The organism is Corynebacterium sp. KPL2838 (genome assembly GCF_040225455.1).
GTDB lineage: Bacteria > Actinomycetota > Actinomycetes > Mycobacteriales > Mycobacteriaceae > Corynebacterium > Corynebacterium rhinophilum.
In genome coordinates this window covers 39,751-54,850 of record NZ_JBEHFT010000015.1, presented here as the reverse complement: position 1 = coordinate 54,850, position 15,100 = coordinate 39,751, and the positions used below count along the sequence as shown (strand labels likewise).

The following is a 15,100-nucleotide window of genomic DNA, read 5'->3' as shown; positions in this document are numbered from 1 at the left end:
GCGGATGTAGCGCAGTTGGTAGCGCATCACCTTGCCAAGGTGAGGGTCGCGAGTTCGAGTCTCGTCATCCGCTCCACTCAAGCCGCCTTGTCACCAAGGCGGCTTTTTTGTATCCGCCACACCCCACACTTTTGAAGTGATGGAGATCGCAGACTTTTTCGCTTCGATGCGGAACTATGAAGATACGGTTACCGACTATTGATAGAGATACCTTGATGACCACGAATGTCACCAAGACGTTCGTTGGGATTAGGATGTCTTTGCATGCACACGCAAAATTCAGAACTGAAGGAGCTGAAAATGAGCCATCGCGTACCTTGGTTGCGTCGCACGGCAGTGGCGGTAGGAGCTACCGCACTTATCGCGGGCGGATCCGCACCTGTAGCACTGGCGCACGATTCCGTCGTAGGCGGAACCGTAAAGGAGGGCGACCAGCTCGAGGAGTTTCCTGAGGAAATCACCCTGGAGTTTTCCGGCATCCCAAAGGATCAGTTCAACACCTTTGCGGTGACCAATAAGGACACTGGCGAACAGATCTTTAGCCAGGAGCCGGAGCTAGATGACCGCGATCTCACGATCACGACTCCAGATGATGTCGATCCCGGGCCAGGAAACTACCAGGTGGGCTACAACATCACCTCCTCGGATGGACACGCCACGCGCGGTGGGGTCTCATTTACGGTGAAAGGTGAGGATAGCGATGATGCTTCTTCCACCGACGCTGCAGATGCAGATGGAGCTGCAGATTCTTCGAGCGATATGCCCACCTCGGTGAAAATCATCCTGGGCGTGGGCGGTGTGCTGGCCATAGCGGCCGTTCTGGCTTTGTTGATCGCTAAAACTCGTCGAAACGACTCGAAAGGTCACAAATAATGACTAAGAAAATTTCCCGCCTGATTGCCAGCGTTTCCCTCAGCGCCCTGGTTCTTGCTGGTTGCTCTCCGGATAATGAGAGCGATTCCAATAACTCAGAGTCGACTTCGGCTGCTTCTTCCACTGCAAAAACCAGCGAATCCACCGCGGCAGCGGATAAGGACCTGACCTTCGAGGATGCTGTTGTACGCGCGAGCGAAGACAAGGATATGACCGCCATCTTCGGCACCTTGGTCAACCACTCGGATGAAGACATCGAGATAACTGGGTTCTCCACGAACCTGGACGCAGAGATGAACCAGATTCACGAGACCGTCGATGGCCAGATGCGCGAAAAGTCCAGTCCCTTGGTCATCAAGGCTGGCGATAGCCACGAGCTTGCGCCAGGTGGCGATCACTTCATGTTGATGGGCATGAAGGAAGGAATCATGCCTGGCGATTCCCTCGAGCTCACGGTGACCTTGTCTGGCGGCGATGAGCTTGACCTGGGCACCATCCAGGCCCGCACCATGGGCGCTGGCGACGAGGACTACGGCGACATGGAAGGCATGGATCACGACCACGCGGGCCACGATCACTCCGATCATGCAGGCCACGAGCACTCCGGCAAGGACGACGAGAAAGAAAATCACAAGCACTAGTCATGACGGGATTCAGCAGAAGGGGATTTCTCACTGGCGCTGCAGTGTCTACCAGTGCCTTTGCGCTGGTGGGGTGCAACTCGGATAGATCAACACCAAACGCTGAAGCGGAGGAGAACACTCCGCTTGCCGATGCCACCGTAGCTTTCGACGGCCCACACCAGGCCGGCATTGACACGCCGGAGCAAGCACACCTGAACTTGGTGGGCTTTGATCTCAAAGGGGACATCGGCAAGCAGGGCTTTGCCCGCCTGATGAAGTTGTGGACCGAGGATGCGCGGGCGCTGTGTACGGGCCAGCCCCCGTTGGGGACTTTGGAGCCGGAAATGGTGCGCCAGCCGGCGAACCTCACCATCACGTGTGGGCTGGGTGAGAGCATTTTCTCGCTGCTGGGCGTGGATAAACCGGAGTGGCTTGGCGATGTCCGCGCCTATTCCCGCGACCAATTAGAAGAAAAGTGGGGCCAGACTGACATCGTCCTGCAAATCTGCAGCGATGACCCGCTGATGAATACCTACGCCCTGCGGCACATGGTGCGCTCAGGCGAGCATTATGCCGAAGTTAGCTGGCTGCAGCAGGGCTTTATCAACGCCTACGGCAGCCACGAAAAGGGCGAAACCGCGCGCAATATGTTTGGCCAAAAAGATGGCACCGTTAACCCGCACGGCGATGAAGAATTCGCCGACCAGGTCTGGATCGAGGACGGACCAAAGTGGCAGCAGGGTGGTACGGCCATGGTGGTGCGCCGCATCCGCATGAACCTCGACACCTGGGAAAAGCTGGATCGGCCTTCCCGCGAAAATGCGGTGGGCCGCAAACTGGAAAATGGGGCACCGCTTACGGGTGATACGGAATTCGATGAGGCGGACTTTAAGGCCACGGATGAGTATGGCTTGCCCGTCATTGATAAAAATTCCCACATGGCGCGCGCCACCGCGCCGAAGGACCACCCAGAGCAAAAGATTTTGCGCCGCCCCTATAACTACGAGCTGCCGCCGGATGGCAAAGATGGCCAACTATCCAATATTGGTCAAATCTTTATTTGCTACCAACAGGATCCCACCAAGCAATTCGAGCCCATCCAGGCGCGCCTTGATGAGGCGGACCTGCTGAATGAGTGGCTGACCCACATTGGTTCGGCGATGTATTTCTGCCCGCCGGGAACCAAAGGCGGCGATGGTAAAGAAACGTGGTGGGCGGAATCGCTTTGCACGCATGCAGGCCTGTAGAATGACTATCCGTAAATTTAACTAGTGGATGCGGCCAGGTATGCCGTATCTGCGCGAGCGCAAAAAGGAGCGCGAATATGGCGGAACTTATTCCCGCGGCACCGGTAAATTACGAATCCTTCACCGTGCCGGCCGGACAAGCGGTTGGCGCGGTCCTCCGCGAGCTGGACCTGCCCAATAAGGGCCCAGAGGCAGTCGTGGTAGTCCGCGGCGTGGACGGTACTCTTTTTGACCTCTCGCACACCCCGGATGAGGAATCGACGTTTGTTCCGGTAGCCGCCTGTGAGGAAGATGGCCGCGCCGTCATTCGCCACTCCTGCGCCCACGTCATGGCCCAGGCCGTGCAAGCCGAGTTCCCCGGCACCAAGCTGGGCATTGGCCCATCCATTGAAAACGGCTTCTACTTCGATTTCCAGACCGCTGAGCCCTTCACCCCGGAGGATCTCAAGGCCCTGGAAAAGCGGATGAAGAAGATCATCAAGGGTGGCCAGCGCTTCGAGCGCCACACCTACGTGTCCACGGCTGAGGCAGAGCAGGCCTTGCAGGATGAGCCCTTCAAGCTGAAACTTATCCAGGACAAGGGCAATGTGGACCCAGACTCCGATGAGGCCGCCGAGGTCGGTGCCGGTGACTTGACGCACTATGACAACGTGAACCCGCGCACCAATGAGGTGGAATGGTTCGACCTGTGCCGCGGCCCGCACGTTCCCACCACAAAATATATCCCAGCCTTTGCCCTGACTCGTTCGTCCGCCGCCTACTGGCGCGGCGACCAGGCTAACGCTGGCCTGCAGCGCATCTACGGCACCGCCTTTGAGTCCAAGGACGCATTGGCCGCCTACCAGACCATGGTGGAAGAGGCAGAAAAGCGCGATCATCGCCGCTTGGGCCAAGAACTAGACCTGTTTTCCTTCCCGGATGAAATCGGTTCCGGTTTCCCGGTATTCCACCCCAATGGCGCGACCGTGCGCATGGAGATGGAAAACCACTCCCGCAGCCGCCACGTGCAGGCGGGTTACTCCTTTGTCAATACCCCGCACATCACCAAGGGCGACCTCTTCCGTAAATCAGGCCACCTTGATTTCTACTCAGATGGTATGTTCCCGCCGATGCAGCTCGATGGCGAGTATGACGCCGAGGGAAATACGGTCAAGGAGCCGCAGGACTACTACGCCAAGCCGATGAACTGCCCGATGCACAACCTGATCTTTGCATCCCGCGGCCGTTCCTATCGTGAGCTTCCACTGCGCCTTTTTGAATTCGGTACGGTCTACCGCTACGAAAAGTCCGGCGTGGTGCATGGCCTGACCCGTGCGCGCGGCTTTACCCAGGACGATGCCCACATTTACTGCACCGAAGAGCAGCTGGAAGAAGAGCTTACCCAGGTTCTGGACTTCATCATTTCGCTGCTTGAGGATTACGGCCTTTCCGATTTCTACTTGGAGCTTTCCACCAAGGACCCCAATAAGTTTGTCGGCTCCGATGAGATTTGGGAGCGCTCGACCACGATCTTGCAGTCTGTGGCGGAAAAATCCGGCCTCGAGCTCGTTCCTGACCCTGAGGGCGCCGCGTTCTACGGGCCGAAGATCTCCGTCCAAGCCCGCGATGCCATTGGACGTACCTGGCAGATGTCCACGGTGCAGCTGGACTTCAACCTGCCCGAGCGTTTTGAGCTGGAGTACACCGCCTCCGATGGCACGAAGAAGCGCCCGATCATGATTCACCGGGCCCTCTTCGGCTCCATCGAGCGCTTCTTCGGTGTGCTCCTTGAGCACTACGCGGGCGCCTTCCCGACGTGGTTGGCACCGCACCAGGTCATGGGCATTCCCGTTGCGGATGACTTCGTCCCGCATCTGGAAGACGTCGCCGCCAAGCTGCGCGTCAAGGGCATTCGCGCGGACGTGGATACCTCCGATGACCGGATGCAGAAAAAGATCCGCAACCACACGACAGGTAAGGTGCCCTTCATGCTGGTCGCCGGTGCCCGCGATGTGGAAGCCGGTGCGGTGTCCTTCCGCTTCTTGGATGGCACGCAGGTCAATGGAGTGCCCGTCGAGGAAGCCGTTGAGCTCATCTCCACGTGGGTGGCAGAGCGCACCAACGAGCAGCCGACAGAAGAGCTCATTCGTGCCCGGCGCTAACCCGCAGAAGGGACATAGCGAGGAGACAATCGTCGATACCGGTGCCGGTGAGCCGGACCGGTTGGAGCGACTGTGGGCGCCGTACCGGATGGCCTATATCGCGCAGCGGTCCGAGGATCCCTTCGTGGAAGCACCCAAGGGCAGTGATGAGGATGGACTCATCATTGCGCGCGGTAAGTCGGTATATGCGCTGCTCAATCTGTTCCCCTATAACGCCGGCCACCTCATGGTGGTGCCGTACCGCAAGGAATCCGAGCTGGAAAACCTCACCGAGGAGGAATCCCACGAGCTTATGGCCTTTGCCCAAAAGGCTGTGCGGGTGCTCAAGCGCGTATCACAGCCAGAGGCCATTAATGTGGGCTTTAACCTGGGGCGCGCGTCCGGCGGCTCAGTGGGAGACCACCTGCATTTGCATGTGGTGCCAAGGTGGCCCGGGGATAGTAACTTTATGACTGTCCTCGATGGGACTAAGGTATTACCGCAACTACTGCAAGACACCCGTCGTGTCCTGGCAGAGGGTTGGCGTGACATGGAAGAGGAGGACTCGCGTGCTTAGCGTGCATGGGCGAAAGCCCGCCGCCGTGGTGGTGGAACCTATAGCCAAGACCTTTTTAAAGTTGGGATTGACACCCAACGTGGTCACGGTTGTAGGCACTATTGTGACTATCGCTATTTCGGTGATCCTCATTCCTACCGGCCACCTCTTTATCGCTGCAGTACTATCCGGCCTCTTTGCCGCCTTTGACATGCTCGATGGCACCATGGCCCGCCTGACCGGTAAATCGAGCGCTTTCGGCGCCACGCTGGATGCGAGCTGTGACCGCATTACCGATGGCGCATTATTCTGCGCTATCGCTTGGTGGCTGGTGTATACCGCAGACGCGTCCAAATGGACCGTGGCGGCCTGCCTCATTACCTTGGTATGCTCCCAGGTCATTTCCTATATCAAGGCTAGGGGAGAGGCCTCCGGTTTCACCATGGTGGGCGGACTGATTGAGCGCCCCGAGCGCCTCATCCTGGCTTTAGGCGGCATTGGCCTAGAGGGCTTGGGCGTAGAGTACGCCGCGGCGGTATCGTTGTGGATCTTGGCAGTAGGCTCTATATTTACCGTGTACCAGCGCATTGCCATTGCAGCGCGCCAAGACGCCTCGATGTAAATCAAGCGAACATGGGCGCAGCGGGGGCTATCGTTCCGGCTAGTTCGTGGTTTGCGCACAAACTTTTCTGGAGGATCCGGCACCATGTGGGATAAAGAAGATGTAGCAGCGGCCGGGTATTTGGCGGGCTGGAAGGTAGTTCGCCGGCTGCCCGAACCGGTAGCGCGCACCATCTTCCGGTGGGTGGCGGATTTCGCGAGTAACCACGGGCGCGGCATGGACGGCCTGCGACGTAACCTCACCCGCGTAGTGGGGGCAGAAAACGTCACCCGCCAGCTGGTGCGTGATTCCATGCGTTCATATATGCGCTATTGGATGGAGGCGTTCCGCCTGCCCGCGATTCACGCGGATCCCCAACTCCATGAGCGCCTCATGAGCGGCTTGGAAGGCCTCGAGCACTTTGATGCCTCCGCGCAGTCTGGCCGCGGCGTCATCTTGGCGCTGCCGCACTCCGGTAATTGGGATATGGCTGGGGTCTTCTTGGTGGGCCACTACGGGCAATTTACCACCGTGGCGGAGCGCTTAAAGCCGGAGGTGTTATTTGATGCCTTCGTGGATTACCGCGAGGAACTGGGTTTTGAGGTCCTGCCGCTTACCGGTGGCGCGGCCCCTCCCTTTGCACGCCTGAAGGATGCCCTGCAGGAAGGCGGGGTAGTGTGCCTATTGGCAGAACGCGATATTACCCGCCGCGGTATCACGGTAGATTTCATGGGTGAGGAAGCCAATATGGCGGCCGGTCCCGCGCAGCTAGCCATTGAAACCGGTGCGGCGCTCCACGTGGTGCACTCGTGGTTTGAAGGCGATGGCTGGGGCTTGTCGGTGTCGCCAGAAGTTGAGGTTACCGATGTCCAAGAGACCACCCAGCGGATGGCGGATGGGTTTGCGGCTAATATCCAACGCCACCCCGCGGACTGGCACATGCTGCAGCCGCAATGGAATGAGGACGTGGAGCGGCGCCGGCAAGCGCGAAAGGAACGTTCCAGTTAATGCGCATCGGTATTATTTGCCCGTATTCTTTTGACGAACCTGGTGGCGTGCAGGCCCATATCCTTGATCTGGCCACCGTTTTTATAGAACAAGGCCACTTTGTCCAGGTCCTTGGTCCCGCCGCGGAAACCACACCACTGCCGGATTTTGTGGTCAAGGGTGGACCTGCCTTCCCGATTGCGTATAACGGCTCGGTCGCGCGCTTGTCGGTGGGGCCGAAGGTAACGCGCAAGGTCAAGCGCTTCATCCAGGACGGCGATTTTGATGTCCTGCATATCCACGAGCCCAATTCCCCGAGTTTTTCCATGACCGCCTTGGCCGTGGCGCACGGCCCCATGGTGGCGACGTACCACGCCTCGGCGGCCAATTCACTCATCCTCACCTTGGCAAAGCCGCTGCTCGTGCCCTTTTTGGAAAAGATTCGCGGCGGCATTGCGGTATCGGACATGGCGCGGCGCTGGCAGGTGGAGCAACTGGGCGGCGATCCCGTCCTGATCCCCAACGGCGTCGATACCTCCGTCTACGCGCTTGCGCGCAAGAAAAGCGAGCCCGCGCTTGCCGATGCTCCACTCGAGGTCGTCTTCCTCGGCCGCCTCGACGAGCCACGCAAGGGCCTGGACATCCTGTTAGCCGCATTGCGTCAGGTCAATAAGAATATTCGCGTCACCATTATGGGCGGCGGCCGCGCCCGCGAGGTCGAGGGCGTGGATTTTGTCGGGCGCGTTAGCGATGCAGAAAAGGCACAGATCTTAGGCCGGGCCGATGTTTACGTGGCGCCCAATACGGGCGGGGAAAGCTTTGGCATCGTGCTGGTAGAAGCAATGGCCGCCGGTGCGGCCGTCGTGGCTTCTGATTTAGAGGCCTTTCGTGCGGTCTGCAACGCAGAATCGGAAGAGCCTGCGGGAGCACTATTCCGCACTGGCGATGCCACCGATTTGGCACGCGTGCTCAACCAGGTCTTGGATGATGGTGACTACCGGCGGCGATTGGTGCGCAATGGCGTGCAACGCGCCCAGATGTATGACTGGGACCATGTTGCCGCGGCGGTCATGCAAGTTTATGAAACGGTGCAAGATGGCACGAAGGTGAGGGTGAAGCGATGATGGCGATAGAAATAACCATCGCGCTGCTTATGCTCATTCTTGTGGGATCGTGGGCCATTTTCACAGCGCAGCGACTAAATTTCCTGCACATCCGCACCGATGCTGCGCTGGCGCAGCTGCAGGCTGCGCTGGACCGGCGAGCGGCGGTAACGGCGGCGGTTGCCCCGGATCTTGCGGCCTTGGCACAAAAGGCCGAATCCACGGAGCTTTCGCAAGGGCATTTTCAAGCCCGCACCATGGTTGAACGCGAGCTTTCGGCCGCCATTGTGCGCGATTTTCCGGTAGGCCAGCGCCCGGCCGCCTTGGCGGATGCAGAAGGCCGCATCCAGTTAGCGCATCGCTTTTATAACGAGGCAGTCAGCGATACGCGTGCACTGCGCCTGCGCCCAGCAGTGCGTTTCTTCCGCCTCGGCGGAACCGCTAAATTACCTGAGTACTTCGACTACATGCTGGCGGATTAAAAACTTAGCCGCGCGTTACCTCCTTAGCGGCATCGGTGCTCGCTTCAGACGCGGCAGGGGTGTCAGAACCGGGCACATTAATTCGCCCCGTATTTGGCGAGGACGCGTTCTCTGCGCCGGCTTCCGGGCTTGTTTCCAAGCCGCCTGCTGCCACGATGGCTTTTTCTATGCGTCGCGACAAGCTCACCTCAAGGATGAACCATATAAGCGCAAAGAGCACCGCTACGAGGATGAGGACGTTGCGGGCGACGAGCACGTAGACCGGAGTCAGATTTTCGCCCACATACTTCCACACGTAGTCATAGTGGAAAGGGTAGATGTAGGTGCCAAGCGCGGCGGCTGCAACTGCGCATACAGCGAGGAGGCCCTGACAGATTTTGATGGGTACAAACCCGGCGGGGAGCTGTTGGCGTACGACCACAGCGAATAGGGGGCCTAGCCAAATGATGTACTGGGGCGAAAATACCTTATTGGTGGCTATGAGTAGTAGCACCATGAGGGTGAAGAAGGCGATGGTCGTTCGCGAGGTCCACCCTCCGGCGAAGAAACGGTATAGCGCCCAGCTCAGGGCAAATCCCAGCATCCCGGCCGTCGCGATAGTGCTCCACATGATGGCGGTATCGACTCCCGGGCCAGAAATCTCAAAGCTCTTGGAGGGCGCATAACCTAATCGCCATTTACCCGGGTTGAGATGTGCCTGCAATAGCAAGTATGTCGCCGGAACGGATTCGAGTTGGAGCCCGCGCACCCCCTGATAATTCAGTGGGGAAAGGAGTCGGTCCATACCGGAGGTAAAAACTGTGAACGCAGAAAGAGCAGCAACGGACCCAAAAAAGGACGTCAATCGCAGCCAGGAATTAGAGTTATTAAAACGCCCTACCAGTCCGGCCGCGAGGACGCCTGGCCAGAGCTTCATGGTGGTAGCGAAGCCCAATAGGACGGCGCCTGTCTTGGGATGAGAAATAAGAAGCGCTGCGGCACCGGCGACGGCGACGGCAGGAAAAATATCGAGGCGCCACACAAAGACGTGTCCTGCAGCCGTGCCAAAAAATACCCAGAACCAGCCGGCGAGAAAAACCCGCTTATTGCGTTCGTGGTGGCGCAGCAGGAGGGCGAGGAAGGTGGCATCGACAAGCAGCGTCATGATGGTAAAGCCGATATAGAATACGCCGCGGTCTCCACCGGTGAACCAGCTTAAGATGATGGTGGGCCACGTGCCCGCGTGGGGGTATTCGGTCATCTTCGTAGGATCGGTGCCAAAAAGGCCGGCGAAATAATAGGCAACATCGCCGCGTGCGCTTTGGTCGAGCTTCAAAAAATAGACCAAAACCAAGCGGGCGAGCACCCAGCCCACCCATACCGCAGGAACTGTCGCAAATCTTTTCACCCAAAAGATTCTAGGGAATAATTTGGTCGTTGAGTAGCTCGAATCAGATTTCTCGTCACCGGGGTTGGGCTGCCCCGGGGAGTAGGGTGGCAAGGCAGACGAAGACTTACGTGATGTAGCGCATAGTAGGCGCGCAAGAAAGGATGACTGTGGGCACCATTTCTGAGGTTTTGGCATTAGAAGGCACCCAAGACGCGGATGTCTTTTCTGGCCCGGCGATCCCCTCGCAGATTGAACGCACCTTTGGCGGGCAAGTTGCCGCGCAGGCCCTTGCCGCGGCGCAAAGGACGGTGGAGGGCAAGCAGGTGCATTCCCTCCATGGTTATTTCGTTGGCCCAGGTGATACGAAAAAGCCGCTGGAGTTGCAGGTAGAAAGGCTGCGTGATGGCCGTTCCTTTGCCAGCCGGCAGGTTCGGGTCATCCAAGGTGGCCGCCTCGTCTTTATTATGCTGGCTAGTTTCCACCGCGATGGTGATGCAGGTCCCGAACATCAGGATGTGGCACCGCAGGTATTAAGCCCCGATGAAGCCACTCGTCGTGGCGGCGGGGCGCCCTATTCCACCCGAATTATCTTGAAGGAGTGGACCGATTGGGATATCCGTTTAGTGCCCGATGAGGGCCGCGATGATGCCGCCGCGGAGGTGACAGGTGCCGGATATCGCCATATTTGGTTCCGCAATACCGGTGAGCTTGGGAGTGACCCCGCTTTCCACCGCGCTGCCCTGACGTATATGTCCGATATGACCCTAATTCGGGCGGCGCTCATTCCGCACCAAGGGGAAAAAGTGCAATTGGCAAGCCTTGACCATGCGGTGTGGTTTCTTCGCCCCTTTCGCGTGGATGAGTGGTTGCTCTATGAGCAGGTATCGCCCACAGCGGCTCAAGGAACGGCGATCGCGCGCGGTAAATTATTCAATGAGCAGGGCGAACTCGTTGCATTAGTCAACCAAGAAGGCTTAACTCGGTTCCTTGATGAGAACTTAGGTAGCGGTTCTGCGCACGGTAATTGGCATAACGTCTAGAAAAGCGTCTGTATCAAGGGGGCGCTTTTCCCAGTTCGTGCAGGGCACGTATAATTGTCAACAGATTTAGAACCCAATTAGAAAGGGACTTAATGTCAGGCCACTCAAAATGGGCAACTACCAAGCACAAGAAGGCTGCCAATGACGCCAAGCGCGGCAAGGAATTTGCCAAGCTCATTAAGAATATTGAAGTGGCGGCGCGAACCGGCGGTGGTGATCCTGCGGCCAACCCAACGCTCGATGACATGATTAAGAAGGCCAAAAAGGCCTCTGTCCCCAATGACAACATCGAGCGCGCCCGCAAGCGCGGCTCTGGTGAAGAAGCTGGTGGTGCCGACTGGGAGACCATCATGTACGAGGGCTATGGCCCCAATGGCGTCGCAATGCTGATTGAATGCTTGACCGATAACCGCAATCGCGCGGCTACCGATGTCCGCACAGCGATGAGCAAAAATGGCGGCAACCTGGGTGAATCCGGCTCGGTTGCTTATATGTTCTCCCGCACTGGTTATGTCTTGGTGGAAAAGGGTGAACTGAGTGAGGACGATGTCTTGATGGCAGTGCTCGATGCCGGCGCTGAAGAGGTCAAAGACCAGGGCGAGAAATTTGAGATCATCTGCGCTCCCACGGATGTGCAGGCTGTCAGGGAAGCCCTTAAGGAAGCAGATATCGAAGTCGATGACTCCGATAACGATTTCCGTGCCTCAGTTGAGGTTCCCCTCGAGGCCAATGACGCCAAGAAGATCTTCCGCCTCATCGATGTTTTGGAAGAATCCGACGACGTCCAGAACGTATATACCAATATGGATCTATCGGAAGAGGTTCTAGCGGAACTCAACGCAGAATAGGGTTCCTGCACTTATTGGGGCACTAGCTCGGTGGCGGGTCTTCGCGCATGCGGAGATTCCGGCGCCGAGCTTTGTTGTGTTTTTATTGGGGCAGTCTAAAATTCACGCCGTGTTGTAGAACATGTGTGTGTAAGACATAATGGGGAATTGAGACTAGAAACGACGAGGCCGCGGAACGGGGAGTGGGCGGGTGTGAATATCGAAGGCATGCGCGTGATGGGCATCGACCCTGGGCTTACTCGCTGTGGCCTGTCCGTGGTCCAAGCAGGCCGCGGGCGCGCAATTCTTCCCGTCTCCGTTGGCGTGGTGCGGACCCCGAGCGATAAAGATTTAACCGAGCGGCTCCTGCGGCTGTCCGTTGCGGCTAAGGAGTGGATGGACGATTATTCGCCGGATGTGGTTGCTATAGAGCGCGTCTTCGAACGCGGCCAGGTTTCGACCGTCATGCAGACTGCACACGTCGTAGGAGTCCTCGTGCTCGCGGCAGCCGAGCGGGATATTCCGGTGTATATGTACACCCCGTCCGAGGTAAAAAAGGCTATTTCTGGCAACGGGCGCGCCGATAAGAAACAAATGACGGCGATGATTACTCGTATCCTCGGGCTTACGGAGCCGCCCAAGCCGGCGGATGCAGCGGACGCATTGGCGCTGGCTGTCTGCCATTGCTGGCGGGCGCCAGCGATCGTCAGGATGGATAGTACCGGTTTAGGCCTTGGTGCAAAGACCAGTGGTGTCCGCGGGCGGGGGAAGAGCATCAAGCCCTAGTACACTGCTCACCCACTAAGTTTTATTAAATACAAGGTCATGGCGAACGCGCACACAGGTAGGAAGGCACGGTAGAAAATGATTGCGGCATTGCGGGGAGAAGTCCTCCACATTGGTTTAGATCACGGCGTTATTGATTGCGGAGGGGTGGGCTATAAGTTTTTGGCCACCGCAAAGACGTTGGGAACCCTGCGCCGTGGGGAAACTGCCTTTGTGCTCACTACCTTGGTGGTCAAGGAAGATGCATTGACCCTGTACGGTTTTACCAGCGATGACGATCGCGAAATGTTCCAGGTGCTGCAATCCGTGTCCGGCTTGGGCCCTAAACTCGCCTTGGCTGCATTATCCGTCATGGGAGCAGAAGAGCTGGCTGCAGCCATTGGCGGGGAGGATGTTAAGGCGCTGCAGTCTATTCCGGGCGTCGGCAAGCGGATGGCCCAACGCCTTACCTTGGAGCTTAAAGATAAGGTAAAGCGCTTTGCTGGAACTCCAACGGCTGATGCGGCGCCGGCGGCAACAAGCGGCGGTGGCCCAGTTGTCGATAGCGTTACTGAAGCCCTCTTGGGCCTAGGATTTACTGAGAAGGCGGCTCGTCCCGTGGTGGAGGCGGCATATGCCGAAGCCCCCGCGGCGGATACGTCGACCTTGCTGCGCGCGGCCCTAGCCCAGTTGGGTAAGCAGGGTTAAAAGAACACGACGTCAAGAAGACACGAAGGCTACAGCATGTCCGATATTGAGCGTACCGAGTTCAACCTCCCGGAGGGAATGAATGAGGCGCACGATTCACAGCACAATAGTGATGTGGAAGCCACCGCTCACGCCGAAGAACACGATATCGAGCGCTCCCTGCGCCCGAAATCCCTGACGGAATTTATTGGGCAGCCAAAGGTGAGGGAACAGCTGTCCCTCGTGCTGACTGGCGCGAAGAACCGCGGGGTCACCCCAGACCACGTCCTGCTATCGGGTCCGCCCGGCCTGGGTAAGACCACGATGGCCATGATCATTTCGCAGGAACTTGGGACGTCGCTGCGCATGACTTCGGGTCCAGCGCTGGAGCGGGCGGGAGATCTCGCGGCCATGCTTTCGAACCTCATGGAAGGCGACGTGCTCTTCATCGATGAGATCCACCGCATAGCCCGCCCCGCCGAAGAAATGCTCTATATGGCCATGGAGGATTTCCGCATCGATGTGATTGTGGGCAAGGGGCCGGGAGCTACCTCGATCCCCTTGGAGATCCCGCCGTTTACGTTGGTCGGAGCCACAACGCGAGCGGGAATGCTCACTGGTCCGCTGCGGGATCGCTTCGGCTTTACCGCCCAAATGGAGTACTACAGCACCGAGGATCTCACCCATGTGATAAAGCGTGCGGCACATATCTTGGACGTCGCCATCGACGATGATGCCGCCGTTGAAATCGGCTCGCGTTCGCGCGGCACTCCGCGCATCGCCAACCGCCTACTGCGCCGCGTGCGCGACTATGCGGAGGTCAATGGCACCGGGCGCATCGATCTTTCCGCCGCGCAGGGGGCGTTGGAGGTATTCGATGTTGATGAAATGGGGTTGGACCGGCTAGACCGCGCCGTTCTTAATGCCCTGATCAATGGTCATGGTGGTGGGCCGGTGGGTGTTAATACCTTGGCCATCGCCGTTGGTGAGGAACCCTCCACTGTGGAGGAGGTGTGCGAGCCGTACTTGGTTCGCGCGGGCATGATTTCGCGCACCGGGCGGGGCAGAGTAGCCACCGCAGCCGCCTGGCAGCACCTGGGCCTGACGCCTCCGGATGGGGCAATTGGGCTGTTTTAAGGGAGCATGAACACCTCGCTGATGGTGTCAGTGAGGCGGAACTAGCCCATGGTTTTTGTGAACCAAACAGTCTGGCATACTGGAAAGTTATGGAAATCATCTTTCTCATAATCATTGTCATTTTGTTCATCATTCCTTCCTTTATGGCGATGCGTAAGCAACGCCAGCGCCAAAACGACATGCAATCGCTGCAGAACTCCCTGCAGAATGGAGATCGCATCGTGACCGCTGGCGGTGTCCACGGCGTGGTGCGCGGAACCACCGATACCAGTGTGGACCTCGAGGTTTCCCCGGGGGTTACCCTTACCTTTGACAAGATGGCGGTGGTTCGCACCGAAAGCGAAGCTCAGAACCTCGCCCGCGGTGGTGCAGACAATGCTGGAGAGCCACAGCGCGACAACGGTGAGAACAATAATGATGACGGATTCAATGGTGGGGAAGGCGAGCAGCCCTCTAACCGCTAATTCCTCGTTATCGCCCGTGCTCTCAACGAAGGCAGACGCGGGCGCACCCTGTGCACACGGCTAGTGTTCTCTGAACCTGCAATTGGCTTAAGGGAAACGTAGAACCTGACACATTTTCGCTGAATCGCGGACCCCGTTAAGGAAAATGTTGTTCCATGACGTACGATTGTGCGTTGTTAACGTGCCCGTGCCGAATTGGGCGGGCCGTATTTAATGTTT

At 58.0% G+C, this 15,100-nt stretch carries 16 protein-coding genes and 1 tRNA gene; 16 read left to right on the top strand and 1 reads right to left on the bottom strand.

Annotation, left to right across the window (positions count from 1 at the left end; translation table 11 throughout):
* The 10 genes from ABRP98_RS06830 (at nt 1) to ABRP98_RS06785 (ending at nt 8,592) form a co-directional block, all read left to right on the top strand.
* Nucleotides 1–76 (top strand) — tRNA-Gly (locus ABRP98_RS06830).
* Nucleotides 77–264: 188 nt separating this feature from the next.
* A complete protein-coding gene (locus tag ABRP98_RS06825; protein WP_410757085.1) occupies nt 265–873 on the top strand; it encodes a copper resistance CopC family protein in 609 nt (202 codons plus the stop codon).
* Complete coding sequence (locus ABRP98_RS06820) at nt 873–1,514, top strand: copper chaperone PCu(A)C (protein ID WP_349858243.1); 642 nt, start codon at nt 873–875, stop codon at nt 1,512–1,514. Before ABRP98_RS06825 ends, ABRP98_RS06820 begins: the two co-directional genes overlap by 1 nt.
* A 2-nt stretch (nt 1,515–1,516) precedes the next feature.
* The gene (locus tag ABRP98_RS06815) at nt 1,517–2,743 is read left to right on the top strand and encodes a Dyp-type peroxidase (protein WP_349858240.1); all 1,227 of its coding nucleotides are present in this window, start codon (nt 1,517–1,519) and stop codon (nt 2,741–2,743) included.
* A gap of 77 nt (nt 2,744–2,820) precedes the next feature.
* Nucleotides 2,821–4,884, top strand: a complete 2,064-nt coding sequence (gene thrS, locus ABRP98_RS06810) for a threonine--tRNA ligase (protein WP_349858238.1) — start codon at nt 2,821–2,823, stop codon at nt 4,882–4,884.
* Nucleotides 4,871–5,440 (top strand): HIT family protein, encoded by a 570-nt coding sequence (locus ABRP98_RS06805; protein WP_284864366.1) that lies wholly within the window; start codon nt 4,871–4,873, stop codon nt 5,438–5,440. Before thrS ends, ABRP98_RS06805 begins: the two co-directional genes overlap by 14 nt.
* Nucleotides 5,433–6,041, top strand: coding sequence for a phosphatidylinositol phosphate synthase (gene pgsA, locus ABRP98_RS06800; RefSeq protein WP_284796067.1), 609 nt, complete (start codon nt 5,433–5,435; stop codon nt 6,039–6,041). Before ABRP98_RS06805 ends, pgsA begins: the two co-directional genes overlap by 8 nt.
* Before the next feature lie 84 nt (nt 6,042–6,125).
* Nucleotides 6,126–7,028 carry a phosphatidylinositol mannoside acyltransferase gene (locus ABRP98_RS06795; RefSeq protein WP_349858234.1) on the top strand — a complete coding sequence of 301 codons (903 nt, stop codon included), beginning with the start codon at nt 6,126–6,128 and terminating at the stop codon, nt 7,026–7,028.
* Nucleotides 7,028–8,131 carry a glycosyltransferase family 4 protein gene (locus ABRP98_RS06790; RefSeq protein ID WP_284796070.1) on the top strand — a complete coding sequence of 368 codons (1,104 nt, stop codon included), beginning with the start codon at nt 7,028–7,030 and terminating at the stop codon, nt 8,129–8,131. The genes ABRP98_RS06795 and ABRP98_RS06790 overlap by 1 nt, the downstream gene beginning before the upstream one ends.
* On the top strand, nt 8,131–8,592 hold the full coding sequence (locus ABRP98_RS06785; RefSeq protein ID WP_284782247.1) for a hypothetical protein: 462 nt from the start codon (nt 8,131–8,133) through the stop codon (nt 8,590–8,592). Before ABRP98_RS06790 ends, ABRP98_RS06785 begins: the two co-directional genes overlap by 1 nt.
* A 4-nt stretch (nt 8,593–8,596) precedes the next feature.
* Here ABRP98_RS06785 and ABRP98_RS06780 read toward each other — a convergent pair whose 3' ends face one another.
* Nucleotides 8,597–9,979, bottom strand: coding sequence for a DUF2029 domain-containing protein (locus tag ABRP98_RS06780; RefSeq protein WP_349858233.1), 1,383 nt, complete (start codon nt 9,977–9,979; stop codon nt 8,597–8,599).
* A 143-nt stretch (nt 9,980–10,122) separates the two neighbouring features.
* Here ABRP98_RS06780 and ABRP98_RS06775 point away from each other — a divergent pair, with 143 nt between their 5' ends.
* From ABRP98_RS06775 to yajC, 6 genes are all read left to right on the top strand, one after another.
* The gene (locus ABRP98_RS06775) at nt 10,123–11,001 is read left to right on the top strand and encodes an acyl-CoA thioesterase (RefSeq protein WP_349858230.1); all 879 of its coding nucleotides are present in this window, start codon (nt 10,123–10,125) and stop codon (nt 10,999–11,001) included.
* Between the two features lie 92 nt (nt 11,002–11,093).
* Nucleotides 11,094–11,849 (top strand): YebC/PmpR family DNA-binding transcriptional regulator, encoded by a 756-nt coding sequence (locus tag ABRP98_RS06770; protein WP_284769704.1) that lies wholly within the window; start codon nt 11,094–11,096, stop codon nt 11,847–11,849.
* A gap of 192 nt (nt 11,850–12,041) precedes the next feature.
* The gene (gene ruvC, locus ABRP98_RS06765) at nt 12,042–12,614 is read left to right on the top strand and encodes a crossover junction endodeoxyribonuclease RuvC (RefSeq protein ID WP_284769705.1); all 573 of its coding nucleotides are present in this window, start codon (nt 12,042–12,044) and stop codon (nt 12,612–12,614) included.
* A gap of 78 nt (nt 12,615–12,692) precedes the next feature.
* A complete protein-coding gene (gene ruvA, locus ABRP98_RS06760; RefSeq protein ID WP_284784230.1) occupies nt 12,693–13,301 on the top strand; it encodes a Holliday junction branch migration protein RuvA in 609 nt (202 codons plus the stop codon).
* A 36-nt stretch (nt 13,302–13,337) separates the two neighbouring features.
* Nucleotides 13,338–14,417, top strand: coding sequence for a Holliday junction branch migration DNA helicase RuvB (gene ruvB, locus ABRP98_RS06755; RefSeq protein ID WP_284784229.1), 1,080 nt, complete (start codon nt 13,338–13,340; stop codon nt 14,415–14,417).
* An 89-nt stretch (nt 14,418–14,506) separates the two neighbouring features.
* The gene (gene yajC, locus ABRP98_RS06750) at nt 14,507–14,881 is read left to right on the top strand and encodes a preprotein translocase subunit YajC (RefSeq protein WP_284769708.1); all 375 of its coding nucleotides are present in this window, start codon (nt 14,507–14,509) and stop codon (nt 14,879–14,881) included.
* Nucleotides 14,882–15,100 lie beyond the last annotated feature (219 nt).

Coding starts and splice junctions, on each gene's coding strand:
- ABRP98_RS06775 (WP_349858230.1), top strand. CDS start 10,123: ATGACTGTGGGCACCATTTCTGAGGTTTTGGCATTAGAAGGCACCCAA.
- ruvA (WP_284784230.1), top strand. CDS start 12,693: ATGATTGCGGCATTGCGGGGAGAAGTCCTCCACATTGGTTTAGATCAC.
- ABRP98_RS06825 (WP_410757085.1), top strand. CDS start 265: ATGCACACGCAAAATTCAGAACTGAAGGAGCTGAAAATGAGCCATCGC.
- ABRP98_RS06785 (WP_284782247.1), top strand. CDS start 8,131: ATGGCGATAGAAATAACCATCGCGCTGCTTATGCTCATTCTTGTGGGA.
- yajC (WP_284769708.1), top strand. CDS start 14,507: ATGGAAATCATCTTTCTCATAATCATTGTCATTTTGTTCATCATTCCT.
- ABRP98_RS06815 (WP_349858240.1), top strand. CDS start 1,517: ATGACGGGATTCAGCAGAAGGGGATTTCTCACTGGCGCTGCAGTGTCT.
- ABRP98_RS06770 (WP_284769704.1), top strand. CDS start 11,094: ATGTCAGGCCACTCAAAATGGGCAACTACCAAGCACAAGAAGGCTGCC.
- ABRP98_RS06795 (WP_349858234.1), top strand. CDS start 6,126: ATGTGGGATAAAGAAGATGTAGCAGCGGCCGGGTATTTGGCGGGCTGG.
- ABRP98_RS06790 (WP_284796070.1), top strand. CDS start 7,028: ATGCGCATCGGTATTATTTGCCCGTATTCTTTTGACGAACCTGGTGGC.
- thrS (WP_349858238.1), top strand. CDS start 2,821: ATGGCGGAACTTATTCCCGCGGCACCGGTAAATTACGAATCCTTCACC.
- ruvB (WP_284784229.1), top strand. CDS start 13,338: ATGTCCGATATTGAGCGTACCGAGTTCAACCTCCCGGAGGGAATGAAT.
- ABRP98_RS06820 (WP_349858243.1), top strand. CDS start 873: ATGACTAAGAAAATTTCCCGCCTGATTGCCAGCGTTTCCCTCAGCGCC.